20 protein-coding genes are annotated in these 24,316 nt (G+C 76.0%); 9 read left to right on the top strand and 11 right to left on the bottom strand.

What is annotated here, in order from left to right:
* Positions 1-3 precede the first annotated feature (3 nt).
* The 4 genes from fdxH (at position 4) to MNY62_RS09850 (ending at position 3,248) form a co-directional block, all read left to right on the top strand.
* Positions 4-876, top strand: a complete 873-nt coding sequence (fdxH, locus tag MNY62_RS09865; protein ID WP_242343982.1) for a formate dehydrogenase subunit beta — start codon at positions 4-6, stop codon at positions 874-876.
* A 3-nt stretch (positions 877-879) separates the two neighbouring features.
* Positions 880-1,599 carry a formate dehydrogenase subunit gamma gene (locus MNY62_RS09860; RefSeq protein ID WP_242343981.1) on the top strand — a complete coding sequence of 240 codons (720 nt, stop codon included), beginning with the start codon at positions 880-882 and terminating at the stop codon, positions 1,597-1,599.
* Positions 1,596-2,468 (top strand): formate dehydrogenase accessory protein FdhE, encoded by an 873-nt coding sequence (gene fdhE / locus MNY62_RS09855; protein ID WP_242343980.1) that lies wholly within the window; start codon positions 1,596-1,598, stop codon positions 2,466-2,468. The genes MNY62_RS09860 and fdhE overlap by 4 nt, the downstream gene beginning before the upstream one ends.
* An 84-nt stretch (positions 2,469-2,552) precedes the next feature.
* A complete protein-coding gene (locus tag MNY62_RS09850) occupies positions 2,553-3,248 on the top strand; it encodes a hypothetical protein (protein ID WP_242343979.1) in 696 nt (231 codons plus the stop codon).
* A gap of 79 nt (positions 3,249-3,327) precedes the next feature.
* Here the strand turns inward: MNY62_RS09850 and hutH are convergent, their stop codons facing one another.
* The gene (gene hutH / locus MNY62_RS09845) at positions 3,328-4,923 is read right to left on the bottom strand and encodes a histidine ammonia-lyase (protein WP_242343978.1); all 1,596 of its coding nucleotides are present in this window, start codon (positions 4,921-4,923) and stop codon (positions 3,328-3,330) included.
* Between the two features lie 141 nt (positions 4,924-5,064).
* Here hutH and MNY62_RS09840 point away from each other — a divergent pair, with 141 nt between their 5' ends.
* The 4 genes from MNY62_RS09840 (at position 5,065) to MNY62_RS09825 (ending at position 10,130) form a co-directional block, all read left to right on the top strand.
* On the top strand, positions 5,065-5,463 hold the full coding sequence (locus MNY62_RS09840) for a ComEA family DNA-binding protein (RefSeq protein WP_242343977.1): 399 nt from the start codon (positions 5,065-5,067) through the stop codon (positions 5,461-5,463).
* Between the two features lie 53 nt (positions 5,464-5,516).
* Entirely contained in the window at positions 5,517-7,157 is a 1,641-nt protein-coding gene (locus tag MNY62_RS09835) for a zinc-ribbon domain-containing protein (RefSeq protein ID WP_242343976.1), read from the top strand.
* A 53-nt stretch (positions 7,158-7,210) separates the two neighbouring features.
* Positions 7,211-8,419, top strand: a complete 1,209-nt coding sequence (locus MNY62_RS09830; protein WP_242343975.1) for a glycosyltransferase family 2 protein — start codon at positions 7,211-7,213, stop codon at positions 8,417-8,419.
* A 112-nt stretch (positions 8,420-8,531) separates the two neighbouring features.
* Entirely contained in the window at positions 8,532-10,130 is a 1,599-nt protein-coding gene (locus MNY62_RS09825) for an amidohydrolase (RefSeq protein ID WP_242343974.1), read from the top strand.
* Positions 10,131-10,210: 80 nt separating this feature from the next.
* Here the strand turns inward: MNY62_RS09825 and MNY62_RS09820 are convergent, their stop codons facing one another.
* Positions 10,211-10,702, bottom strand: a complete 492-nt coding sequence (locus MNY62_RS09820) for a CHAP domain-containing protein (RefSeq protein ID WP_242343973.1) — start codon at positions 10,700-10,702, stop codon at positions 10,211-10,213.
* A 264-nt stretch (positions 10,703-10,966) separates the two neighbouring features.
* Between MNY62_RS09820 and MNY62_RS09815 the strand changes: the two genes are divergently transcribed.
* Entirely contained in the window at positions 10,967-11,395 is a 429-nt protein-coding gene (locus tag MNY62_RS09815) for a hypothetical protein (protein ID WP_242343972.1), read from the top strand.
* Here the strand turns inward: MNY62_RS09815 and MNY62_RS09810 are convergent.
* The 9 genes from MNY62_RS09810 to MNY62_RS09770 form a co-directional block, all read right to left on the bottom strand.
* The gene (locus tag MNY62_RS09810) at positions 11,392-11,901 is read right to left on the bottom strand and encodes a hypothetical protein (RefSeq protein WP_242343971.1); all 510 of its coding nucleotides are present in this window, start codon (positions 11,899-11,901) and stop codon (positions 11,392-11,394) included. The genes MNY62_RS09815 and MNY62_RS09810 overlap by 4 nt on opposite strands.
* A 132-nt stretch (positions 11,902-12,033) precedes the next feature.
* Positions 12,034-12,621, bottom strand: a complete 588-nt coding sequence (locus tag MNY62_RS09805; protein ID WP_242343970.1) for a cytochrome c3 family protein — start codon at positions 12,619-12,621, stop codon at positions 12,034-12,036.
* A 318-nt stretch (positions 12,622-12,939) separates the two neighbouring features.
* The gene (locus tag MNY62_RS09800; RefSeq protein WP_242343969.1) at positions 12,940-14,061 is read right to left on the bottom strand and encodes an NHL repeat-containing protein; all 1,122 of its coding nucleotides are present in this window, start codon (positions 14,059-14,061) and stop codon (positions 12,940-12,942) included.
* A 104-nt stretch (positions 14,062-14,165) separates the two neighbouring features.
* The gene (locus MNY62_RS09795; RefSeq protein ID WP_242343968.1) at positions 14,166-15,881 is read right to left on the bottom strand and encodes a cytochrome c3 family protein; all 1,716 of its coding nucleotides are present in this window, start codon (positions 15,879-15,881) and stop codon (positions 14,166-14,168) included.
* On the bottom strand, positions 15,878-16,897 hold the full coding sequence (locus tag MNY62_RS09790; RefSeq protein ID WP_242343967.1) for a 6-bladed beta-propeller: 1,020 nt from the start codon (positions 16,895-16,897) through the stop codon (positions 15,878-15,880). The genes MNY62_RS09795 and MNY62_RS09790 overlap by 4 nt, the downstream gene beginning before the upstream one ends.
* Complete coding sequence (locus tag MNY62_RS09785; protein ID WP_242343966.1) at positions 16,894-18,639, bottom strand: hypothetical protein; 1,746 nt, start codon at positions 18,637-18,639, stop codon at positions 16,894-16,896. The genes MNY62_RS09790 and MNY62_RS09785 overlap by 4 nt, the downstream gene beginning before the upstream one ends.
* Entirely contained in the window at positions 18,636-21,422 is a 2,787-nt protein-coding gene (locus MNY62_RS09780; protein WP_242343965.1) for a hypothetical protein, read from the bottom strand. Before MNY62_RS09780 ends, MNY62_RS09785 begins: the two co-directional genes overlap by 4 nt.
* 15 nt (positions 21,423-21,437) lie before the next feature.
* Positions 21,438-22,637, bottom strand: a complete 1,200-nt coding sequence (locus MNY62_RS09775) for a peptidyl-prolyl cis-trans isomerase (RefSeq protein ID WP_242343964.1) — start codon at positions 22,635-22,637, stop codon at positions 21,438-21,440.
* Complete coding sequence (locus tag MNY62_RS09770) at positions 22,634-24,166, bottom strand: cytochrome c3 family protein (RefSeq protein ID WP_242343963.1); 1,533 nt, start codon at positions 24,164-24,166, stop codon at positions 22,634-22,636. Before MNY62_RS09770 ends, MNY62_RS09775 begins: the two co-directional genes overlap by 4 nt.
* Positions 24,167-24,316 lie beyond the last annotated feature (150 nt).

The following is a 24,316-nucleotide window of genomic DNA, read 5'->3' as shown; positions in this document are numbered from 1 at the left end:
GCCATGGCGCTCGAATCGCTCGACATCCGCCGCCGTTCCGCGAGCCAGACGCGGGCTCCCGACGTGCGCAAGCACACCGAGGTCGCGAAGCTCATCGACATCTCGCGCTGCATCGGCTGCAAGGCCTGCCAGGCCGCGTGCATGGAGTGGAACGACCTCCGCGACGAGGTCGGCCTCACGAACGGCACGTACAACAACCCCATCGAGCTCACCGACCGCTCCTGGACGGTGATGCGCTTCTACGAGGAGGAGCTCGCGGACAAGGGCCTGCAGTGGCTCATCGTGAAGGACGGGTGCCTCCACTGCGCGGACCCCGGCTGCCTGAAGGCGTGTCCCGCGCCGGGCGCGATCGTGCAGTACTCGAACGGCATCGTCGACTTCCAGCAGGACAACTGCATCGGCTGTGGCTACTGCCAGACCGGCTGCCCGTTCAACATCCCGCGCTACGGCGTGACGGACGGCAAGGCCTACAAGTGCACGCTCTGCTCCGACCGCGTCGGGGTCGGGCTCGAGCCGGCCTGCATCAAGACCTGTCCGACCCAGGCGCTCAGCTTCGGGACGAAGGAGGACATGATCGACATCGCGAACGCGCGGCTCGTGGATCTGAAGGAGCGCGGCTTCGACAAGGCGGCCGTGTACGATCCCTCGGGGGTGGGCGGGACGCACGTCGTATACGTGATGCCGCACGGCGATCCGGCGCTGTACCGGATGCCGCGCGAGGCGAGCATCTCGCCGCTCGTCGGCCTCTGGCGCAGCGGCTTCGCCCGTACGCTCGGCGTGCTCACGATGGTGTCCGTCGTGGTCGCCGGATTCTTCCACTGGATGAAGGTCGGGCCGGTCGATCCGGACGCCCTGCCGCCGCGCGAGGGGGAGTAGGCCATGGCGAACGAGACGCAGCGTTCCGTGACGTCCACGCCCGTGGGGGCCCGGCCTCCCGAGCGGGCCCCGCGCCACGAGTTCGCGACGACGCGCCCGCCGGACGCGGTGCAGCGCTACTCCACCGGCGAGCGGCTCACGCACTGGGCGGTGGCGCTCGCGTATACCGTGCTGTTCCTCTCCGGCCTCGCGCTGTTCCACCCGTTCTTCTACTGGATCTCGTTCCTGTTCGGGACGCCGACGTTCATGCGGATCCTGCACCCGTTCATCGGCGTCGCGCTCGGGATCCTGTTCTTCGCGTACGCGGCGCGGCTCTGGCGCGAGAACCTGTTCTCCGCCGCGGATCGGCTCTGGCTGCGCCGCATGTTCGCGTACATGAACGGGCGCGAGGAGGCGCGCGTAGAGGGCAAGTACAACGCCGGGCAGAAGGCGATGTACTGGTCGATGATCATCATGGTCGTCGGCCTGCTCGTGACCGGCATCTTCATCTGGCGCCCGTACATCGCCCCGGCGGTCCCGCTCCTCGGCCGGCGCATCGCGGCGGTGATCCACGTGATCTTCGCCTTCATCATGTTCGTCGGGATCGGGATCCACATCTACGCGGCGGTCTGGACGCGCGGATCGATGCGGGCCATGACGCAGGGCTGGGTCTCGCGCCGCTGGGCCCGCTACCACCACCCCGGCTGGTACGACAGGGTCGCGCGCAAGGAGACGGTGCGTTGAGCTCCACCGCGCTCCCGATCACGCCGGGCGATGCGCCGCCGCCGCTCCGGCTGCCGGAGCCGGCGCTCGTCTTCCGCACCCGGGCCGAGCGCCTCGAGGCGCTCGCGAAGGATCACGCCGCGGGCGACTGGCTCCGGTTCCTCGCCCGTATCGCGCGCGGCCAGGACCGGGCGCTGCGGGAGGTCCGCCCGGGCGCGGCGCCTCGTCCGGCGGGCGGAGGCGGATCGCCGCTCGCGGAGGCCGCCGCGCGGCGCGATCCGTCGTGGCGCGCCATGCTCCGCGTCGTGCTGGCTTCCGCGCGAGACGGCGCGCTCCCGGCCGCGGCCGCCGACGCGATCGCCCGGCTCGAGGCCGCGCCGCCCGACGTGATCGAGGCGCTCGCGGACGACCTGCTCGCCGGCGCGCCGGCCGACCTCGCCGCGGCGCCGTTCGTGGGCGGGGCGCTCCAGGCGCACCTCACCCGCCTCGCCGCCGCGGTCGAGCCGACGGCGGTCGCGCCGGGCGGCGCCGCCTGCCCGGTCTGCGGCGGGACCCCGGTCGCGAGCGTGGTCCTCGGCGACGCGCGCGTACGCTACGTCGTGTGCGGCCTCTGCAGCGCGGAGTGGCACCTGCCCCGCGCCCAGTGCGCGGTGTGCCGCGAGGCGGGAAAGCTCTCGTATCTCAGCGTCGAGGACGGCCCGCGCGGCGTCGCCGCCGAGGCGTGCGAGGGCTGTCGCGCCTACCTCAAGGTCTTCGATCTCGCCGAGGCGCACGGCGCGGACGTGGTGGCCGACGACGCCGCGTCGCTGGTGCTCGATCTCCTCGTGGGCGAGCGCGGGTTCCTGCGCGCGGGGGCGAACCCGCTCGCGCCGGGCGGCGAGCGAGCCTGACCCGCGGCGGAGTCCTGCCTTGCGGCCGAGCGGGCTGGCGTCGCGCGCCGCCGGTCGTCACCTTTTCCGGAGGGAGGAGAAGTCATGCAGCTCAGGACGATCGCGCTCGCGGCGGTGCTCCTCGCAGGGCCCGCGGCGGCGCAGGAGACGAAGTCGCAGTCGCAGCAGAAGTCCGAGACGAAGCAGCAGGAGCAGCCGGGAGAGGAGAAGGCGAAGGGCGCGAAGGACGCCGACACCCAGAAGGCGGAGCCCGGGAGCATGAAGGGCTACGGCTACGGGACGCCGTCCGGCGTGGAGACGGAGAGCACGGGCCAGGCCTCCGCCCAGAAGCGCAAGACGCCGAAGACGCCGCAGCAGGAGGAGGGCGCGAGCGTGACCCAGCCGCACGCGCGCGCAGAGCAGCCGATCCTCAGCGGGGAGATCGTGAGCACCGGGAAGAACCGGCTCACGATCCAGGCGCCCGACGGGATGCGGGACATCCAGGTCACCGGCAAGACCGAGGTGCGCGGCGCGGGGCGGAAGAGCGTCGCGCAGCTGAAGCGCGGCGACCAGGTCCGCGTGTCGTTCGATCCAAAGGCGGGCGTCTCCGTCGCGAAGCGGATCGAGGTCCGCGAGGACGGTGCGGCCCGGAGCGGCAAGGGCGCGGAGCTCACGCCGCCGCCGGGGAGCTCGACGCCTCCCGGCTCGACGACGACGCCGAGCGGGACGCCGGCGGGGCCGGCGCCCGGGACCTCGACCCAGGGCGGAACGACCGCGCCGGGCGGCGAGGGGCGGAAGTAGAGGGGCCTCGGCCCACCGAGGCAGCGATCCGGGAGGGGACGCGGCGCAGGCGTCCCCTCCTCGAAGAGCGCAGCTTTGGTCAGAGGTCGAGCTGGCCGTCGTCCACGAGCCGGCAGACCGCCTCGATGTCGCAATGCAGCTCGCGGTCCTCGTCGAGCCGGGGGACGACCGCCCGGATCCGGCGGTGCGCCTCCGCCACCTTCACGGAGGGCCGGAGCGGCGCGCGCAGATCGATGGCCTGCGCCGCGACGAGCAGCTCGATCGCGAGGCAGGTCCGGACGTTCTCGACGACCTGCCTCGCCTTGAGCGCCGCGGTCATGCCCATGGAGACGTGATCCTCGCGCCCGGCCGACGAGGGGATCGAGTCCACCGAGGCGGGGTGGGCGAGGACCTTGTTCTCCGAGACGAGCGCGGCGCTCGTGACCTGGGCGATCATGAACCCGGAGTTGAGGCCGTGCCGCGGCGCGAGGAAGGGAGGCAGCCCCGAGAGCGAGGGGTTCACGAGCTGCTCGACGCGCCGCTCGGAGATCGCCGCGAGGTGCGAGGCGGCCACGGCGAGGACGTCGAGCGCGAGCGCGACCGGCTGGCCGTGGAAGTTGCCGCCGGAGACGATCTCGCCCGAGTCCGGGAAGACGAGCGGGTTGTCCGTCGCCGCGTTCACCTCGGCCGCGAGCGTGGCGCGGCAGAAGCCGATCCCGTCGCGCGCCGCGCCGTGCACCTGCGGCATGCAGCGGAGCGAGTAGGGGTCCTGCACCTTGTGGCAGCCCGGCCCCTGGTGCGAGGCGTTGAGCTCGGATCCCGCGAGCAGCTCGCGCAGCCGCGCCGCCGCCGCGATCTGGCCCGGCTGGCCGCGCACCGCCTGGATCTCGGGCGCGAAGGGCCGATGCGAGCCGAGCAGCCCCTCGAGCGTCATCGCGCCGGCGAGGTCGGCGAGCGCCGCGAGCCGCTCGGCGCGGAGCACCGCGAGCGACCCCAGCGCCGCCATCGCCTGCGTCCCGTTCACGAGCGCGAGGCCCTCCTTCGCCTGAAGCACGGCGGGCGCGAGCCCCACCCGGCGCAGCGCCTCGCGCGAGGGCACGCGCTCTGCGAAGGCGCCAGGGTGGGGGAGCGGGGGCCTGGGGGGCGCAGCGTCATCGCGCCCCCCAGCAAGAAGGAACGCCTCGCCCTCGCCGATGAGCAGCAGCGCGAGGTGCGCGAGCGGCGCGAGGTCGCCGGACGCGCCCACCGAGCCGCGCTCCGGCACGACCGGCACGACGCCGCGATCGAGGAGCGCGAGCAGGAGATCGAGCGTCTCCTCGCGGATCCCGGAGACTCCCTTCGCGAGCACGTTCGCGCGGAGCAGCATGAGGGCCCGCGCCTCGACGATCGGGAGCGGCGCGCCGACGCCGGCCGCGTGGGAGAGGACGAGGTTCCGCTGGAGCCGCTCCAGGTCGGCGCGGTCGATGCGCACCTCCGCGAGCGTCCCGAACCCGGTGTTGATGCCGTAGTGCGGCTCGCCGTCCTCGAGCCGCGCCTCGACGAGCGCGCGGGCGCGCCGGACCCGCTCGCGCGCGTCGGGGGAGAGCTCCGCCCGCGCCCGGCCGAGGGCGACCGCCTGGACCTCCTCCAGCGTGAGGGTGTCGCCGTCGAGGAGGACGTGCTGCAGGACCCTGCCGCCGCTCGCGCCATGGCTCATGGAGGGCTTCCCTACACGGTGGGGACGCGCTTGTCCCGGCGACGGTCGGCGGACGCCCCCTGCGTGGCGCGTCCGGGACGCGAGGGGAGGGTGGGTGCGCGCGGACCGCACATCGGCGCGGCTCTTGCTCGGGCGCGGTGCATGGCCCGCCGGATCGCGCTGCTCCTCGCCCTCGCCGCCGCGCTCGCGGCCGCGCCGCTGCGAGATCTGCTCGAGACTCCGGCCGTCCCGACCCCCTGCGTGCCCTCCGGCCGCGGCCGGTTCCCGCGCCACTGGGTGGGCTGCGCCGCGGACCTCGGGGCCGCCCGGCCGCTCGCCTCCGAGGAGCGGCTCGCGCTCGGGGCCCGGGTGGATCCGAACCGCGCCTCCGCCCGCGAGCTCGCCTTCGTCCCCGGCCTCTCCCGGCGGCTCGCCGCCGAGGTGGTCGCCGACCGAGAGCGGAACGGCCCGTACCCGGACGTCGAGTCGCTCCTGCGCGTGCGCGGGGTCGGGCCGGGGCGGCTCGCCCAGGCGCGAGAGGCGCTCGTCGTGGAGCCGTAGCGACCTGGCGGGGAGCTGGGGTACCCTGTCGCGCGCCGACGGGAGGATTTGCTTTGGTCATCCGCTGTGAACGCTGCTCGACGCTGTACGAGCTCGACGAGACGCTGCTCGCGCCCGACGGCTCCCCGGTCCAGTGCACTCGCTGCGATCACGTGTTCACGGCGCGCCCACCCGCGCCGGAGGCCGCCGAGACGCGGGCGGCATCGGTCGGGCCCGCGCTCACTCCCGCCGAGCTCGAGCTCGCCGTCGCGCCCGCCTCGGGCGCAACGCTCGATCCGCCGACGCCCGACTCCGTCGCGGCGGGCGCCGTGCCGCCGCCGTCTTCGCGGGCCGAGTCGTCCGGGCCTCGCGCGCCCGCGCAAGACCCGCGGTACGCGCGCGGCACGAGCCCGGCCGTCTACCGCCCCACGCCGGGCCCCACCTCCGTGCGCGCCCACCCCGTCCTGCGCCGCGACACGGTCGGCGCCTTCGAGTCGCGGCTCCGCTGGAGCGCGCGCCTGCGCTGGCTCGTGCCCGCCGTGGCCCTCGGCCTCGTCGTGCTCGCCGCGGGTGGCTTCTTCCTCCTGCGCGGCCGCGTCGCTCCGGGCGCGGCGGGCGCTCGCGCCGAGGGGCTCGCGCTCCTCGCCCTCGACGACACCCACAGCCTCGACGAGGCGGTCGCGCGCCTCGACGACGCCCTCCGGCGCGCCCCGAGGCTGCACGCGGCGATCGCGGATCGCGCGCTCGTCCAGGCGATGCAGGCGACCGCGGTCGCGGAGCGCTCGCGAGCGCTCGCGGCGGCGCGCGGCGCGCGGCAGGTCGAGCGCGAGCGGCTCCTGCGCGAGCAGCCCCCGGGCTGGGAGGAGGCGGAGCGCGCCGCCTCGGGTGCCGCGAGCAAGCTCGAGGCGGAGGTTCGCGCCCTCGACGAGCGCGCGCGTTCGCTCGTGGCGTCGGCCCGCAGCGCGCTCACGCCGCTCGAGGCGGAGCTGCGGGGCGATCCCGCGCTCGTGCGCGCGCTCGCGGCCGTCCACCTCGCCGCCGGTGAGCGCGCCGCCGCGCTCGCGCTCGCGCGCACCGCGGGCACCGCTGACGATCGCGACCCGTGGATCGAGCTCGTCGACGCGGCGCTCGACGCGACGGAGGCGCACCGGGCGGCGCAGGAGCGGGCGGTCGTGAAGCTGACCGCGCTCTCGGCGCGGAGCCCCGAGCTCCTGCGCGCGCGCCACCTGCTCGCCGTCACGCAGGCGGCGCTCGGCCGGACCGACGAGGCGCGCGGCACCCTCGATCGCCTCCTCGCCGCGAACCCGCGGCACGAGTCGGCGCGCGCGCTCCGCGATTCGCTCTCCACGCGGCCGCCCGCCGCGTCGCCCGGGGAGTCACCCCCTGGGAACGTCACGCCACCGGCGAGGAAGACGATTGCCCAGCGGCCCCCCGCCGCGACCCCGGGCCCAGCCACGCCGGCACCGCCCGATGGGGCGAGCGGAGCGCAGGCTCCCGTGCCCCCCCAGGCGGGCGCCTCGCCGGCCGCCCCCTCGCTGGGCGGCGCACCCGCGACCGCGCGGGGACTGGCGCCGAGCGCCCTCATGCCCGCGAGCATCCCCGACGTCGCCCCAACCTCCGGGATGCCCCAGATCGCGCCCCCCGGCGCGAGCGACGGCTCCCGGCACCCCGCGCGCGAGCCCGCGCTGCACGAGGAGTCGGTCGGCGGGGGCTAGCGCCCCGAGCAGGTCCGCGGGCGTGGCGCGCAGGTTGCTCCTGTCCACGCCCGATGGCGACCCTCCTCTGGCTCAGCCTCGGTCTCGTCGCGTTCAGCTACCTCGGCTACTTCCTCGTGCTCCTCGTCTGGGACGGCGCGCGCGACGCGTTGTCGGCGCTGCGCTTCGTCGCGGGCGGCGAGGACCGGCGCGCTCGGCGCGAGACCGACGCATGGCCGCGCGTCTCGATCGTCTTCTCCGCGTTCGACGAGGAGAAGTGCATCCGGCACAAGATCGAGAACTGCCTCGCGCTCGACTACCCGGCGGACCGGCTCGAGATCGTGGTCGGCTGCGACGGCTGCACCGATCGCACCGCCGAGATCGCGCGCGGGGCGGGGGGCGATCGCGTGACCGTCCACGAGCTCACGCCGCGCGCCGGCAAGCCCGCCGCGATCTCGAAGCTCGTCCCGGCCGCGCGCGGCGACATCGTCGTCCTCACCGACGCCAACGTCATGGTCGAGCCGGGCGCGCTGCGCGCGCTCGTGCGCCGCTTCCGCGACCCCGCCGTCGGCGCCGTGGTCGGGCGGCTGCGGCTCTACAACCCGACCCGCGCCGAGTTCGAGGAGAGCCTCTACTGGAAGTACGAGACGGTCCTCAAGTACTACGAAGGAAAGCACGGCGCCGTGCTGGGCGCGAACGGCGGCCTCTACGCGATCCGCCGCATCCTGTTCAGCCCGATCCGGGCGGACACGATCATCGACGACTTCGTCATCCCGGTGCGGATCGCGGTGCGCGGGTGGAAGGTGCCTTACGAGCCCGACGCGGTCGCGCACGAGGAGACGACCGAGGACGCCGGGCGCGAGTTCGTGCGGCGCGCGCGCATCGGCGCGGGCGACTGGCAGGCCCTCGCGCGCGTGCCGGACCTCCTCGACCCGCGCACCGGGTTCCTGTTCTTCTCGTTCGTCTCGCACAAGCTCCTGCGCTGGGCGACGCCGTTCCTCCTCGCGGTGGCGCTCGTCCTGTCCGTACCGCTCGCGGCGCAGCCCGGCGCCTGGCTCTACCGCGCGCTGCTCCTCGGCCAGCTCCTCTTCTACGGCCTCGCGCTCGCGGGCCCGCGCGCGGCGACGGGCAGGCTCCGCCGCGTCGCGTCGCTCGCGCACTACTTCGTCACGATGAACGCCGCGCTGGCGGTCGGGCTCTGGCGGTTCGTGCGCGGCACGCAGCGCGCCACGTGGGAGCGCACCGAGCGGGTGGCGCCGCCTCCTGGGGTCCGCGCCGCGTAGCGCGCTCGACGGCGGTTCCCGATTCGCGCTCACCCCCGGCGGCGCCCCGGCGGGCTCGCTCCGCTCGTTGACCCTTGCCGGATCCTGCGCGGCCGTTTAGAGAGCCGGAGGCATGGCCACCGCGCCCGAGCTCCTCGTCATCGGCCTCCTCCACACCCTCGACCCGGCGCGGCCCGCGGCGCAGGCGGCGCTCGTGCGAGACGGGCGCTTCGCGTGCGTCGGCACGGTCGAGGCGTGCGCGGCCCGCGCCGCACCGGACGCCCGGCGGATCGAGGTCGGGAGCGCGGTGCCGGGCCTCGTGGACGCGCACGGTCACGTGATGGGGCTCGGGCGGGCCGAGCTCGAGGTGAGCTGCTCGGGCGTCGCGAGCGAGGACGCGTGCGTCGCTCGCGCGGCGGAGCGAGCGCGGGCGCTGCCGAAGGGGAGCTGGATCCGCGGACGGGGCTGGGATCAGAACCGCTGGCCAGGGCAGGCGTTCCCGACCGAGGCGAGGCTCTCGCGCGCCGTCCCGGATCACCCGGTCTTCCTCGTCCGCGTCGACGGCCACGCGGGGTGGGCGAACGCCGCGGCGCTCGCCGCGGCGGGGATCGGGCCGGACACGCGGGACCCGCCCGGAGGGAGGCTCGTCCGCGACGCGCGCGGCCACCCCAGCGGCGTCCTCGTGGACGCCGCGATGGACCTCGTGCTGAAGCGGATCCCGGCGCCGTCGCCCGCCGAGATCGCGGAGGCGCTCCGGCGCGGGCTCGACGCGCTCGTCCGGCTCGGCATCACCGCCGCGCACGACGCAGGCGTGACGCCCGACGTGCTCGACGTGTACCGGCGGCTCGCGGCGGAGGACCGGCTCCCGATCCGCGTATACGCCATGATCGAGGGGGAGGGACCCCCGTCGAGCCTGGTCGCCCAGATGGCGCGCTGGAAGGCGACGCCGGAGGTGGGGCGGCTCACGGTGCGCGCCGTGAAGATCTACGCGGACGGCGCGCTGGGCAGCCGGGGGGCGGCGCTGCACGAGGACTACGCGGACGATCCCGGCAACCGCGGCCTCTTCCTCACCGCGCCCGAGCTCCTGCGCGAGAAGATCCGCGCGGTCGTCCAGGCCGGCTTCCAGCCGGCCATCCACGCCATCGGCGATCGCGGCATCGCCGAGACCCTCGCGGCCATCGAGGGCGCGGGCGAGCGCGGGGCGGTGCGCGCGGTCCGGCCGCGGATCGAGCACCTCCAGATCCTGCGGCTCGCCGACGTGCCGCGGCTCGCAGCCGCCGGCGTCATCGCGTCGATGCAGCCCTCGCACGCGACGAGCGACGCGCCCTGGGTCCCCGCCCGGCTCGGCGTCGCCAGCCCGCGGCTCGCCGGCGCCTACGCCTGGAGCACGGTGCTGCGCGCCGGCGTGCCGCTCGCGTTCGGCTCGGACTTCCCCATCGAGAGCCCCGACGTGCGGCTGGGCCTCGCCGCGGCCGAGACGCGCCTCGCCGCAGGCGCGGCCGCGCCGTTCCTGCCGGAGGAGCGGATCGGCCGCGAGGAGGCGCTGCGGGCGTTCACCTCGGGCGCGGCCTACGCGGCCTTCGCCGAGGGGCGCCGCGGGATGATCCGCGAGGGGTACGACGCGGATCTCACCGCCTTCGCGGGCGACGTGCTCGCGGTGCCGGCGAGCGCGCTCCCGGGGCTCGAGGTGACGCACACGGTGGTCGGGGGCCGGGTTGCGTTCGAGCGCTGAACGACGGGCGCGGATCGCGGGCACCCGCGGCGTCGCTCGCGTGGTCGCGAATCGCGGTCGGCCGTCCACGGCCGCCGCGCTCACCGCGGCGTCGCGTACCCCACGAGCAGCCGGCCGGTGGTGACGCGCCCGGCGCCGACGACGAGCACGTCGTTCAGCGCCTTGCCGGCCTCGGTGCGCGCCTTCCACGGGCTCGACGCGGTGAGGCGCAGGCGCGCGACGCCGCGCGCGGTCCGGTGCAGGAAGACGACCGTGCCGTCGTCGGCCACGCGCTCGACGAGGCCGACGTGCTCGACCGGTCCGCCGGGGCGGTCGGAGAGGAACAGGAGGTCGCCGGGGCGGGCGTTGCCGCGCCGGACCCCGCCACGGGCCTTCGCCGCGGCGTGGAGGGCGCTCGCGTCGCCGTCGGGGAGGGCGACGCCTCCCTCCGCCAGGGCGGCCCGGACGAGCGCATCACAGCCGTCGCCGTGGTCGGCGCCACCGATCACGATGGCGCTCGCTCCGAGGAGGCTCGCGGCGGCTTCGAGCGCGCGCGGGATGGAGACCTCGGTGGCGACGCGGGGCGCCCTCACGCGAGGAAGTCCGGTCTCCGGACCGGCTCCCGTGAGGGAGCCGGTCCGGATTCCGGGGGCGGGCGGGGGCAGGGGATCGCGCCGCGCCGCGAGCTTTCCTCCGGCGCAGCCCGTCACGAGGAGGGCCAGCGCGAGGAGACTTCCGCGGCTCGGCGACATCGAGGTCGATGGTACGCACGCGACGTCGCACGTCCAATTTTCTCCTCCGGAGGCGAGCGCGTGCGGGCAGGATCGTCCGGGGGGCACAGCCCCGCCGGAGGCCGCATGACCCGAGTCGTCGCGCTGCTCGTCCCGTTCCTGCTCGCCGCGTGCGCGACCGCCCCCCGCTCGGAGGCGCGGCGCTGCGAGGCCGCCGCGGATCGCGTCGACGCGCTCCTGCGGGCCGGGCTCGAGGTCTACGTCGAGGGCCTGAGACGCTTCGCGGCCGCGCGCGATCCGGAGCTCTCCACCGCCGCCGCCGAGGAGCGCGTGAAGGCGCGCTCGGACGCGTGGGCGCGCGCGCACCGCGAGGCGCTCGTGCGCGACTGCCGCGACTGGCCCGAGGAGCGGTACCGCTGCGTGATGGCCGCTCCGGACGCCGCCGCGCTGAACGGCTGCGGGCTCGAGGATGTCGTCCGAGGCTACACCGACGAGGTCGTCTCCGACTTCGCGACGAGGCCGTTCGAGCGACCCGGCCCGGAGCGGGACCGCTAATCCCGCGCTCGCCTCATCGCGCGCAGCCCGACGATGAAGACGAGGAAGCCCATCGCCAGGAAGAGCAGCATCCGCCCCAGGGCCGCCTTGAGGTAGCCCGGCGAGAGCGCCTCGGTGAAGATGCGGACCTCGCCGTCGGTGGGGAGGTTCACCCCGAAGCGCTTCTGCAGGAAGTCGCGGGTGAATGTGCCCGGGACGAAGCCGCCCTCGAGGGCCCCGGCCTCGCAGGGGACGTCGCCCACGCGCTGCACGACGAACGGCGCGCCGCCGCCCCGCGGCGCGGCGAGGAAGAAGGTGTAGCTCTTGCTCACCGCGCGCGTGTCGCAGCGCGGCTCCGCGTCCTCGAGCCGCACCCAGCGCTCCGCCGGCGCTTCCGCCACCTTCACCACGAGCGGCGCGGCCGCGGCGCGCGACAGCGCGAGGCCGATGTTCGCCGCGAGCCAGCCCGTGCCCAGGGTCCAGATCGCGCCGGCGGCGACGAGGAGGGTGCTCGCGAGCTTCCCCATGGGTGCGAGGCATACCACGGCTGCGCTCGTTCGACGGGGCGCCGAGCGCGGGGAACTGAAAAGGGGAGAGACCTCTCGGCCTCTCCCCCTCGTGCACCGCCGCGGTCGTTCATCGACCGCGCGACGCCTGCGTTACTTCTGGTGGCACTTCGTGCAGAAGTCGCCCGTGCCGCCGCGGAGGAAGTTGCCCCCGGTGGGCTGGACGTGCGGATCGTGGCAGCTCCCGCACTCGAGCTGGTCGGCGGTCGCGCCGAAGAACACGAACCCGGCCGTCTTCGCGGCCGTGAGCGAGACGAGCGCGGCGAGGCCGCCGCCGGCCGAGGCGTACGTGATCGACACGGGGTGATCGTTGCCGAGCTCCGTCCCGACGTTCGTGCCGCCCGTCGCGCCGCCGTTGATCGTGTACGCGGTCGCGAGCGTCTGGCCGTTGTGCTGGGTCGTGACCGCCGACGCCGTGCCGTCGTGGCAGCTCAGGCAGAGCTGCGAGTTCGAGCCGACGGTCTTGGCCACGCCGCCGTCCGTGTAGCTCGTCCGGACCGCCTTCGCCCAGAGGGGCGCGTCGGTGACGGCCGTGTTGGAGTGGTGCGGCATGTGGCAGTACTGGCAGGCGCTCGACGCCGTGTTGCCCGCGAGCTTGAGGAGGTCGTGCGGCGTGCCCGTGATGGCCGCCGAGGCGGTGGTCGCGAAGAGCGCCAGGCCGAGAACGATAGCCTTCTTCATGTGAGGGACAGTCCTTTCGTGTTGCCGTGCCCCTGCGCACGGCCGGGCGGGCACAGGTGCAAGAGCAGGGCCCGCACGGGACCTGGGATAGCTGGGTCCTTTCGCGGCCGTACATCGCCGACGGTGGGGGAGTACCCCCAGCCGCCGACGAAAGGTCAACGGGTGCATTGACCTCAGGTCAATTCCCGCCTGTGTCCCTGCGCGCTGGCGCGCAGAAGATGGTTCACAGCGAGTAACCGAGAGGCGCGGTGGTGTACTGGCTCGACCCTGGGTCCGCCTCGCCCTCGGCGGTGGCGCGCGCTGGTGGTCGGGCCGCCGCTAACGCGGCGCGTCGGCTGCGCCCGCCACCACCGACGAGTCCTGCGCCGCGGTGTTGACGAGCCGGTAGTGGTTCACGCGGTTGCCGGTGTAGTCGGCCACGAAGATGTCGTTTCCAGAGCTCACGGCGACGCCGGTCGGGAGCTCCATGAACTCCACGCGACCGCCGCGACCGCCGTACTCGAGCAGCACCCGGTGCTGCGCGTTGAAGATCTGCACGGTGGCGTTCTGCCCGTCCGCGGCGTGCAGGTTGCCGAACGCGTCGAACGCGATCCCCTTCACCTTGCCGAACGAGCCCGGTGCGCTCCCCAGCGTCCCGAACGCGGTCACGAGCTCGCCCGCCGGGTCGAACACCTGGACGCGGGAGTTGAGCGTGTCGGAGACGTACAGGTTGCCGCCTGCGTCCACGGCCGCGTGCGACGGGAACAGGAAGCGTCCTGGCGCGGAGCCCGGCCCGCCGATCGTCCTGAGGTGGCGGCCATCGAGCGCAAAGACCTCGACGAGGTGCCGCTCCGACTCGCGGCTCCCACCCTCGACGACATACAGGAGGCCGCGGGTGCGGTCGATGGCGAGCCCCGTCGGGCGCTCGAGCAGCCCGCGGCCGATCTCGCGCAGGAACGCGCCGCCGGCCGCGTAGACGAGGACCGTCCGCTGGGCGGCGTCGGCGACGAACAGGTCCCCCGCCGCATCCACCGCGAGCCCGAACGGCTGCGCGGGGCGGTGCCCGTCCGCGCTGGCGACCCCCCGGACCGAGCGCTCCACGAGATCGAGCTCCACCACGGACCCGGCCATCGGGCAGGAGACGTACAGCCTGCGATCGTCCGGCGAGAGCGCGAGCGCCATCGGGTTCTTGAGCGAGATCTCGTCCCCTCGGCCGAAGAGCGCGCGGCGGGCCTTCGACCAGAACGAGCGCGAGAACCCCTCCGTGCCGGAGATCGTCTCCACGTACTCGATGCGCGCCTTGTCGGGGGGCGGCGGCCAGACCCGGGTGTCCGCATTCCGCTGCGCGCCCGCGCTGCCGGTCGCCGCGGCGTGGTGGGCCGCGGCGAGCGCCGCGCGGCGCCGAGCGGCGCCCGCGAGCGCGGCGGGGGGGAGAGAAGGGGACGCGGTGCGGGTGCTCATGATCGTCTCGCCTGTGTGCGGGGCCCCGAGGGGCGGACCCGGGAAGCCGGTGATCTCACGCGCCAGCGGCTCGCGCAAATCGCGGACGCCACCGTCGGGCGTGGTCAGTACGTGGTCCGGTCGTGCTCCCTGCCGTGGCATCGCAGCGCGCAGCTCCCCGTGCGCGGGCCGCGGCGCTCGTACTCGCGCCGTCCGCCCGGGCCCGGGCCCACCACCGACAGGTCGAAGTCGACGAGGTGGGCGTTCGCCGTGTCGGTGCCGGAGGTGCGCGCGACGCCGTGCGCCGCGTGGCAGGCGGCGCAGGCCGCGCGCCCATCCACGACGTGCCGGCGGTGCGGGAAGGCGGAGCGCGACGAGAGGAGGACCTCGCGATCGTGGCACTTGTAGCAGAGCGCGTACGCCGCGGCGCTCTCGACGGTCCCGTCGGCGGTGGAGTAGCTGCGCTCGAGCAGGTGCGGGTAGACGGAGCCGTGCGGCCCGCGGGGCCCGCTCCCGCCCGCCCCGGGGCCGGAGCTCGAGGCGTGGCAGTCGGTGCAGTAGACGAGGCTCGTCTCGTCGTACGGAGGGAGGAGCCCGGGGACCTCGGGGTTGCGGCCCGGCGCGGCGACCGGGTGGAACGAGGGCGCGGAGGGGTCGAACACGAGCCGGAGGTTCGGCTCGGGGCGCGCGCGCCGCACCGCGCCCGGCGCGTCGGCCTGGTTCGCGCTGTCGGCGTGGCACTTGAAGCAGACCTCGTACTGGAAGCGCGCCGGCGTCACCGGTCGGCCGGCGAGGTCGATGCCCCACACGCCGGCCAGCGCGCCGCCGGCGAGGGGGGCAGCCGTGCGCTGCCCGTTCGCCTCGTGCGGATCGTGGCAGTCCACGCACACGGCGTGGCGGGGCGCGGCGGCGGACGTCTCGGGCAGCCGAGGGCCCGGGCCGCTCGGGCCCTCCGCGGCGTCGTGCTGGCGGCCGCCGTCGATCGCGTGGGAGTAGGGCTTCGCCGCGTCGAGGGCGACGTCGAGCCGCGCGACCGCGCCGCCGTGGCAGCGGAGGCACAGGGCATCGTCGCGCTCGACGTCGCCGCGGGCGACCAGTCCGCCGCGGGCGTCGCCGCCGTGAGAGCGGTGGCAGGCCATGCACGCGGCCTCGGCGACGGAGGCGTAGCCCGTCGCGGCGCGCTCGGCGGGCGGGAGCGCCGCGGGCGAGGAGGCGTGGCTCGACGCGCCCGACGACACGTGGCACGTGGCGCAGAGCTGGGCCCCCGCCGTCGGCTTGACGAGGAACTTGCCCTCTGCGGAACCCCCATACTCCGCGTGAGGGTCGTGGCAGGCGGTGCACTGCAGCTCGCCGTTCCTGTCGAGGCGCACCGCGTCGTGCGGCGCGGGCCGGTGCGTGGACGCCGCCGGCGCCGGAGCGAAGGAGATCGGGTGCGTGCGCCGCAGGTCGGTGCCGAGGTTCGACCGTCGCGTCGACGGGATGACGCCGCCCGGCGCGGCGCCGTTCATCGCGATGAGCTCGGAGGTGGTCCGGCCGATCGCGATCGTGCCGTCGTGGCAGGAGAGGCACACGCGCGACGCGCCGGAGGGCGCGCCGGGCCGGGCCCGCATCGTGCCGCTCGCGTAGGGCCGGTGCCCGGCGCCGGGATCCGGCCGGCTCGACAGCGCCTCGCGGCTCCCCTGGTGGGGCACGTGGCAGAAGATGCAGACGCGCGTCTCCTGCTCCGCCTTGATGGGCCCCGGTCCGGTGACGGAGAGGTCGTGCTTCGAGCCGGCGACGCGGCCTGGGGCCGCGAGCGCGGGCGAGGCGGCGAGGAGCGCGACGGCGACGAGGAGCCTCATGGTGCCTCTCCGATGAGCTCGAAGACCTGGACGCGGCCATTCAGGCTGTCCGCGACGAGCAGGCGGTTCCCCGCGACCGCGAGCCCCGCGGGGTGGACGAACCGGCCCGGCCCCTCGCCGCTCGCGCCCAGGGCGTACTCGAGCGCGCCCGCAGGCGAGAAGACGAGGACCACGTCGCGCTGGGCGTCGCTCACGTAGACACGCCCCTCGCGATCCACCGCGATCCCCTTGGGCCTGGCGAGCGCTCCGCCCTCGTCGCCGGCCTCTCCGAACGCGCCCAGCCAGCGCCCGTCCGGCGAGAACCGCGAGATGCGGAAGTTGAGCGCGTCCACGACGAGCAGGGTGCCGTCAGGCGCCACCGCCACCGCGGTCGGGAAGCTGAGCTGCCCGTCGCCCGCGCCGCGTCCGCCCATGCGGGCGACGACCTCGCCTGCCGCGGAGAGCGCGACCACCTCGTGGCGCGGCGGATCGGCCACGTAGATCCGGTCCGCCGTCGCGGCGACCCCGGTCGGCCGCTCGAGCCGTCCGGCGCCGAGCTCGGCGCAGCGCCCGTCGGGCGAGATCCTCACGACGACGGCGGCGCCCGCGTCGGCGACGAGGAGCTCTCCCGAGGGCGCGCGGGCGAGCGCGAACGGCGCGCTCCACGCGCGGCCCTTGCACTCCACGGTCCGCTGCGTCCCCCGGCCCCCCACGCGCACCACGCGGGCGAGGTCAGGGTCGGCGACGAGGGTCTCCTCGCCGTCGACGGCGAGCACGCCGAACGGGCGGCGCAGGCCCGCGTCCGGCGCGCGGCGCTCGAGGCCGAGGACGGCGTCGAGGGCGCGGCGCCAGGCGGGGGCGATGGGCGCCTGTGCCTGCGGGTCCGGGAGCAGCCGCGCGAGCCGCGCGCGCGGGGCGGCGGGCCCCTCGGGCCAGCGAAGGTCGGGGAGCTGGCTGGGCGCGGCGCGCGGGGCATGGGCGCAGGCGAGCGCGGCGCAGGCGGCGAGGGCGCCGAGGCGTGCGGCGGCGGGCGTCACGGGAAGCGTCCGCCGAACGTGCGGCTCGCGCGCACGAAGAGGTCGTTGCGGCGGCGCGTCGTGGAGCCGGCCTCGGCGAAGGTGTAGGTCTCCTCGACCGAGAACGTCACGAGCCCGATCCGGTAGGAGAGGCCCCCGCCGACGTTCGTCTCCCGCTGATCCGCATACTCGGGCCCCGAGACGGCGGCGTGGCGGATGCGGCCTGTGAGCCGCAGCCGCTCGGCGAGCTCGCTCCCGATGATGAGCATCGCGTAGCGCGAGTGGGTGTCGAACTCGGGCGGCAGGAACAGGCCGTCGCCGCGGATCCCCTGCAGCGCGCCAGAGACGCCGTCGAGCACGCCCGCGTCGAGGGTGACCTCGTGGCGGCGCCAGGTCGCGCCGGCGCGCAGGAGGACGTCGCGCGTCGAGCTCGCCCCGAAGAGCTTCAGGTCCTGGCGCGTGGCCGAGGCGGTGAGCGCGAGCCGGGTCGAGACGCTCGAGAAGCTGCGCGCGCCTTCGACGAGCAGGGACTGGCGCAGGCCCCAGCCCAGCACGGCGTCCAGGTTGGAGCGATGGTCGATCGCGTAGTCGATCCCGTACCGGACGACGTCCCAGGCCCCGTCGAGCCGGGCCCGCGCGTGCGCGCCGTACCCGAGCTCGCTCCCGCCCGCCGCGGGCTCCAGGAGGCCCAGCGTCGGACCGGCCTCGAGCAGCAGGCTGCGCGCCTCGCCCCGGGCGCGCCAGCGGAGCACCGCTCCCGCCATCTGCCCTGCGGCCGTCTCCTCCACCGCGGCGAGCCGGTCCTGCGTGAGCGCCAGGCTCGCCGTCCACGCCGACTCCCAGCGCGGCGAGTGCGTCACCTCGTGATAGGCGGTGACGGACTGCTGGATCCGCTCGCGATCGAGGAGCGCGGGCGCGGAGAGGCTCACATGCGTGTACGCGTAGTGGGCCGACCCGCGGCTGGCCTCGCCGGTCCAGCGCGCCCCCGACCGCACGAGGTCGCCCTCGTAGCGCGGGTTCACGGCGTCGACGTTGCCGGGGAGCCGGAGGTCGTAGCGGACGGAGGCGAAGCCCTCGACGGCGCCGCCGAGGGACGTGGACGCGTTCGCGTCCACCTCGTGCGTCGTGTAGTCCTGGATCGCGAGGTCCCCCTCGTTCCAGCGGCCGCGGTAGTCCACGCGGGCCGAGTACGGCCCGGGACCGTGCTGCGTGCTCACCTCGACGAGGCGCGTGGTCTCCGCCCGCTCGACGCCCGCGGCGTCGACGCTGTTGCTGTCGCGCTGGAAGGCGCCGAGCGACAGCATCGGCAGGACGTGATCGGCGTAGCGCGCCCTCGCGCCGTAGCCGGACTCCACCCGCGTGCCGGTGACCGCCGCGGCCGCGGCCGAGGTCGTGAAGTCGATGACCCGGCGGTACGCCTCGGCGGACGCGCCGAGCCGGCTCTCGCGCGTCTCGAAGAGCGATGCGGAGCCCTCGTAGGTGAGCGTCCCGTCGGTGCTCTCGTCCCCGCCGGCCCCCCGGCGCAGCCGGTCGTACTCGAGGCCGCCGCGCAGGCGCAGGGCGTCGGGCGCGAACAGGTAGCCGCTCGCGGACGCGGCGCCGTCGAGGTTCAGGACGGGCACGAACCCGTGCTGCCCGTCGATCCAGCCGTCGGTCCGGTCGTAGCGGAGCCCCAGGCGGCCGCTGTAGTCGAAGGCGAGGCCGCGCGCGGGGCCGATCGCGATCGCGAGCAGGAGCCCGATGGCGGCGCGGTTGGAGTTCATCGGGCGGCGCCTCCGGAGGAGCGCAGAGGCTCGAGCTCGACGGCACGCGGCGCCTCGCCTGGGAGGTAGAGCGACGCGCAGAGCTCGATCCCGGGCTGCATGCTCCGCCGCAGCGCCGCGACGAGCTCGTCCACGGTCACGGGGCCCTCGAGGACGAGCTGGGTGACGATCTGCGCGGTCGACGGCGCGTGGGGCACGAGGGTCCGTGGAGCGCTCGGACCCTTCGCGCGGCCTCGGCTGCACTCCCACACGTAGATCGGCCTCCCGTCGCGCGCGGACAGCGCGGCGATCTCGCGGATCCGATCGCGGTCGGACGCGGAGACGGGCGCGAGCGGGAGCGTGAAGGTGATCACGCGACCCTGCGCGGTGATGCGCTCGATGGGGACGTCGCTCGTCAGGGCGCGCACCGTGACCGCGCGCGTCGTCGCCGGCGTGGCGTGGGACGGGACGTTGGAGACGCGCGCCGGCGCCGGCGCCTCGACGGGCGCCGGCCGCGACGACGCCGCCGCAGGCGCGCCGGGGCTCGCGGCCGCCGCTCGGGCGGGCGCAGGGGAGGGCGCGATCGCTCCCGGGGTGGCCCGCGGCGAAGCCACCGCGACGGAGCGCGCCGGCGAAGGCGAGGGCTGGACGGCGGGCGCGGGCCCGCGCGACGCGCGGCGTTCCCGTGTCGTCGCGGTGCGCTTCGCGGGGTGCGAGCCCGCCTCGGCGACCGCCGTGGCGTGCTCCTCGTGAAGCTGCGCGACCGCAGGGGCGAGCCGCGGCTCCTCCCGATCCAGGCGCGGGCTCGACGGCGCGATGCGCTCGGCGGCGGGCGCGGAGGCGTCCGTCGTGCGGGCCGGCGCCGCGGCGCTGCTCTCCGCGACGGGGGCCGGCGCCGCGGCGCGCGCCGGGGCGGGAGCGGTCTCGTGCTCGGGCGACGCGGCGGCGACGGGCTCGGCGGGCGTGGAGGAGATCGTCGGGCGCGTCGGCGCCGCGGCGCTGCTCTGCTCGATGGGGGCCGCCCCCGCGGCGTGCGTGCGCGCGGGAGCGGGCTCGCGCTCGGGCGCGGCAACGGGAACGACCGGCCCGGAGGGCTTCGAGGCCAGGGCGGTGCGGCTCGGCGCCGGGGGGCTGGTCTTCTCGGTCGGAGCCGGTGCCGGTGCCGCCTCCTGCGTGGGGGCGGGAGCGGGCTCGCGCTCGCGCTCGGGCGCGGCAACGGGGGCGGCCGGCTCTGAGGGCTTCGAGGCCAGGACGGTGCGGCTCGGCGCCGGGGGACTGGTCTTCTCGGCCGTTGCCGGTGCCGGTGCCGCCTCCTGCGTGGGGGCGGGAGCGGGCTCGCGCTCGGGCGCGGCAACGGGGGCGACCGGCTCGGAGGGCTTCGAGGCCAGGGCGGTGCGGCTCGGCGCCGGGGCGCTGCTCTTCCCGACCTGGGTTGGAGCCACGGACTCCGTGGCAGGAACGGTTTCGCGGTCCGCGTCGGCAGCGACCGGTGCGGCGGGTGCCGAGGCGACCGTCGCGCGGGCCGGCGTGGGCGCGCTCGTCTCAGCGTCCGGTGCCGGCGACGCATCGTGCGCGGCGGTGGGAACGGCCTCGCGCTCCGGCGTGGCGGCGACGCGCTCTGCGGAGGCGACGGCCGCGCGAGACGGTGCCGCGGGGCTGCGCTTCTCGACCGGAGCCGGCGGGTCGGCGTGCGCGGCGGCGGGAGCGGGCTCGCGCTCCGGCGACGTGGCAGCGGCGGGCTCGGCGGGTGCCGGGCCGGCGGCCGCGCGAGACGGCGCCGCATTGCCGCTCTTCGCGAGCGGCATCGTGGACACGGACTGCTGCGCCGTCGCGCGGGCTGTGGCGCTCGCCGGTGTGGCCGTGCCGGTGGGGGAGGGTGCTGCGGGCGCGGGCGCGGCGGGTGCGGTCGGGTCGGCTGCGACGGGGCCAGCGGCAGCGGAAGCCTGAGCACCGGTGAGGGCCCGGGGCCCCGCGCCGGCGCGGCCCAGCTTGAGCCGGAACCGCGGCCGGGGCTCGACGAACGTCGGCGGCGCCGACGGCGAGTCGACCGCCGGCGGCGCGGGCACGACGGCGGGGGCAGGCGGCCGCTCGCGCGGCGGCGAGCCCAGGGCGACGCCGAGGCTCACGCGCAGCCCGTCGTCCGACGGCAGGTAGTTGAGCGCGAGCTGGAGCGCGATCGTCGGCCGCACGCCCACGCGGAGCGCCGCCCCGAAGTTCGGGCCGCGGGGCCCGCCGAGGGCCTCGAAGATGGCCTCCAGCCGTTCGAACGGGGACACGGCGAGCGCGGCGCCCCCGGTCACGCCCGGCGCGTCGAGGCGCCCACGCTCCCCCTCGAGCCCGGCGAACGCGGCGAGCCGCACCGGAGCCGTCGGCGAGGTGGACGCGACGAGGCGCGCTCCGGCCACCGGGCCCGCGTTGAAGCGGTCCAGCGTGAGGCCGAGGGCGAGGCTCGGGACCCGCAGCGAGGAGCTCGAGAGGAGCTTCAGCTTCGCCGCGGCTCCGAAGGTCGGGCGTGCCGGGATCGGATCGCCGGGCTGGCCCCACTCGCGGACGGCGAGGCCGAGATCGAGCCGCGCCCCCACGCCCATGACGAGCGACGCGGGCAGCGGTCCGGAGCGGCCGGGCTGGCCCGTCACGCGATCGAAGCGGAGCTCCGCCCCGAGGGCCCCACGGCCCGTGCCCATGACCTCGGCATCCGGGACGTCGAGCAGCCCCAGCTCACCCGCCCGCGTCGGCGAGGGGAGCGCGACGGCGCGCGCGGACGCGAGCAGGACGAGGCCGGCGACGGCGGATCGGGAGCGCACGCGGACGCGGTCCTCTCAGCGTGCGCCCGCGCCGGCCGCCAGGGCAGCTCGATCGACGGAGATCGGGATCTCGGCGCGCAGCCGCTCGAGCCGCGCGCGGACCCGCGCCATGCGCCGCTCGGCGTCCTCGCCCCTGGACGCGGGCCGCAGGAGCCGCTGCGCCGCGGCGGCAGCGAGCACGCCGCGCTCGGTCATCGCGAGGCGCTCACGAACCTCCGGAGCGGCGGCGACGCCGCGCTCGACCGCCGCGTGCTCGAGCAGGCGCGCGTCCACCTCGCGCCACGCGGCGTCGATCTTGACCTGCGCGCCGGACACGTGGCGCCCCGCGCCCCGCTCCGCGAGCGAGCGCAGGGCCACGAGGATGTCGCGATACCTGAGGGGCTGGCCGAGGACCGTCGCGATGACGCGGCCGTCGGCGGCGGCCGCGGGCTCGCGCGCCTCGGTGGAGCGCAGGAACGCCTCGTCCACGGTGACCTTCGCGTGGGCGCGCAGGTTCTCGGCGACGTGCTGCCGCGCCGGCCCGAGCACCTGCTGCCGCGCGCGCGCGCGGAGCGCGCCGCGCCGGGCCTGGTAGGCCGCCGCGTCGCCCACGTCGAGCGAGACGACCTTCGCGATCGCGAGCCCCTCCGGCACCTCGACCGGGCCGACGACCGCGCCGGCCCTGGCCTGGAAGACCGCGCTCGCGAGCGCGGGCGAGAGCTGCGAGCGCATGAGGAGCGGCGCATCGGCGTCGCCCGGCGTCACCTGCGCGACGGCGGCCCGCCGGGCCTCCTCCGCGAGCGCGCCGCCCGCCCGGAGGCGCGCGGCGGCCTCCGTCGCGGCGGTCCGCTCTCCGTAGAAGAGCAGCTGGAGGCGCGCGAAGTCGGCGGTCGCGTGGAACGCGGCCTGGAGCTCGGCCTCGGGCGGGTCCAGCGCGTCGCCGAGGGACCGCTCCACGAAGGCGTCTCCGACGATGCGGCGCCGCTCCGAGTCGAGGCGCGCCTTCAGCTCGGGCGCGCGGTCGAGGCCCTCGCGGCGGGCGTCCTCCGCGAGGAGCACCTCGTCCACGAGGCTCGCGACGACGTCGTCCGGCCGCGAGGGCTGGCCGAGGGTGCGGAGCGCGTCGGCCCGCTCCTCGTAGGCGGCGCGCGACAGCGGGACCTCGCCGACCTTGCCGATCACCTCGCCTCCGGCGAGCGCGGCGACGGCGAGACAGAGGAAGGGGATCGCGCTCACCGGGGGGCTCCCGAGGGCGAGGGTGGGGCCGCGCCGGGCTCCGGCGCGCCCGGCTTGCGTCGCGCTCGCGAGACGACGTTCTGCAGCTCCGGGTGCTCGCCCGACTTGTCCCCGTGGCAGCCATCGCAGGACTGCATGGGCGTCTTCCCGACGTAGAAGAGCTTCGCGTTGTCCGAGCCGTGCGGCGCGTGACAGCTCGCGCAGCTGAAGCCGCGACCGGGACGGCGGGGGTCGAGGAGGTCGCCGCCCACCGGGTGAGGCGGGCCGGAGAGCGCCGCCACGTGCCGGCCGTCCTGCTGGTCCGGGTGGCACGAGCCGCAGAGCGCGTTGACGCGGTCGGCGAGCAGCGCGGCGTTCGCCGAGCCGTGCGGATCGTGGCAGGCCGTGCACCCGTAGCGCTCGAGCGCCGCGTGCTTCACGGAACCCGTGTCCACGGGCGCGTGACAGGCCTCGCACACGGCCTTGCCGGCGCCGCCCTTGAGCGCGCGCGGGAACTTGCCGCCGTGGGGATCGTGACAGTCGCCGCAGCCGTCCGCGGCGGGAGGGTGGACGACCGCGCGGCCGGTCAGGTCGTCCTGATGGCAGCCGAAGCAGAGCTCCTTGTCGGTCTTCCGGGCGAGCAGCTTCTTCTGCTCGGACGCGTGCGGGTCGTGACAGGCGGTGCAGTCGCCGAGGGTCACCGCGCCGTGCGGGAACGGCGTGCCGTCCTTCCGGTCGTGACACTCGTAGCAGAGCTCGACCGGACGCTTCTTGAGGAGCTTCGGGAGCTCGCCGGAGTGACCCGTCTCGTGGCACGCGCCGCACTCCCCGGCGTCGAGCGCGGGGTGCACGTTCGGCTTCGACAGGTCGAGGCGCGCCGAGCGCCCGGGCGTGCCCTTCCCGGACGGCGCGCGCACGTCGTGGCAGCGCAGGCACGCGGCTCGATCCTGGGCGGCGCGCAGCGCGTTCGGTCGATCGCTGCCGTGCGGATCGTGGCACTCGAGGCAGCGACCCTCCGCGACCGGAGCGTGCCTCACGGACTTCGGGAGCAGCGCCTTCGCGTCGTGGCAGCCGAAGCAGAGCTCCTCGCGCGGCGCCTTGAGGAGGCCGGCGTGGTCGGAGGCGTGCGCGGCGTGGCAGTCCAGGCAGCTTCCGTCGCGGAGCGCTGTGTGGACGGACTTGGTCTTGTCCTTGCGCTCGTGGCAGTCGTAGCAGAGGTCCGGGGCCGCCTTGGCGAGGGCCCAGTGCGACGCGGTCCTCGCGCCGCACTTGCCCGGCTGGGAGGGCACCGGCGCGTGGCAGTCCCGGCAGTCGGCGGCCTGCATCGCGCCGTGGACCACCGGCTTCTGGACGACGAGCGCGTGGCAGCCCGTGCAGCGCTCCGGAGCCGCTGGATCGGCGGTTGGCGGAGTCTGCGAGGCGTCGATGCCCTGGGCGAGCGAGCCGAGGGGCGCGGCGCAGAGGAGCGCGCTCGCGAGGATCGCAGCCGGCGCCCACGCCGCGCCGACGCGGAGGGACGATGCGCGACGCTGGGTGAGTCTGTCGGACACGGTTGCGGCTCTCCGGTCACCGAGAGGAGGTCGCGGGGCCGGGCTGCAATCGGGGTGCCGTGAGGCCCCCGGTTGGGGCTTGATGGGTGTCAGGCTGCCGTGTGGCGTGCTGCGCTCGAACGCGCAGTCCGAGGCTGTACCTCAATCACG

Origin of the sequence: Anaeromyxobacter terrae, assembly GCF_022690685.1 — a bacterium.
In the GTDB taxonomy this organism is placed as follows: domain Bacteria; phylum Myxococcota; class Myxococcia; order Myxococcales; family Anaeromyxobacteraceae; genus Anaeromyxobacter; species Anaeromyxobacter terrae.
Note: the sequence above shows the minus strand (reverse complement) of the source record. Positions and strands in the feature narration are given on the sequence as shown.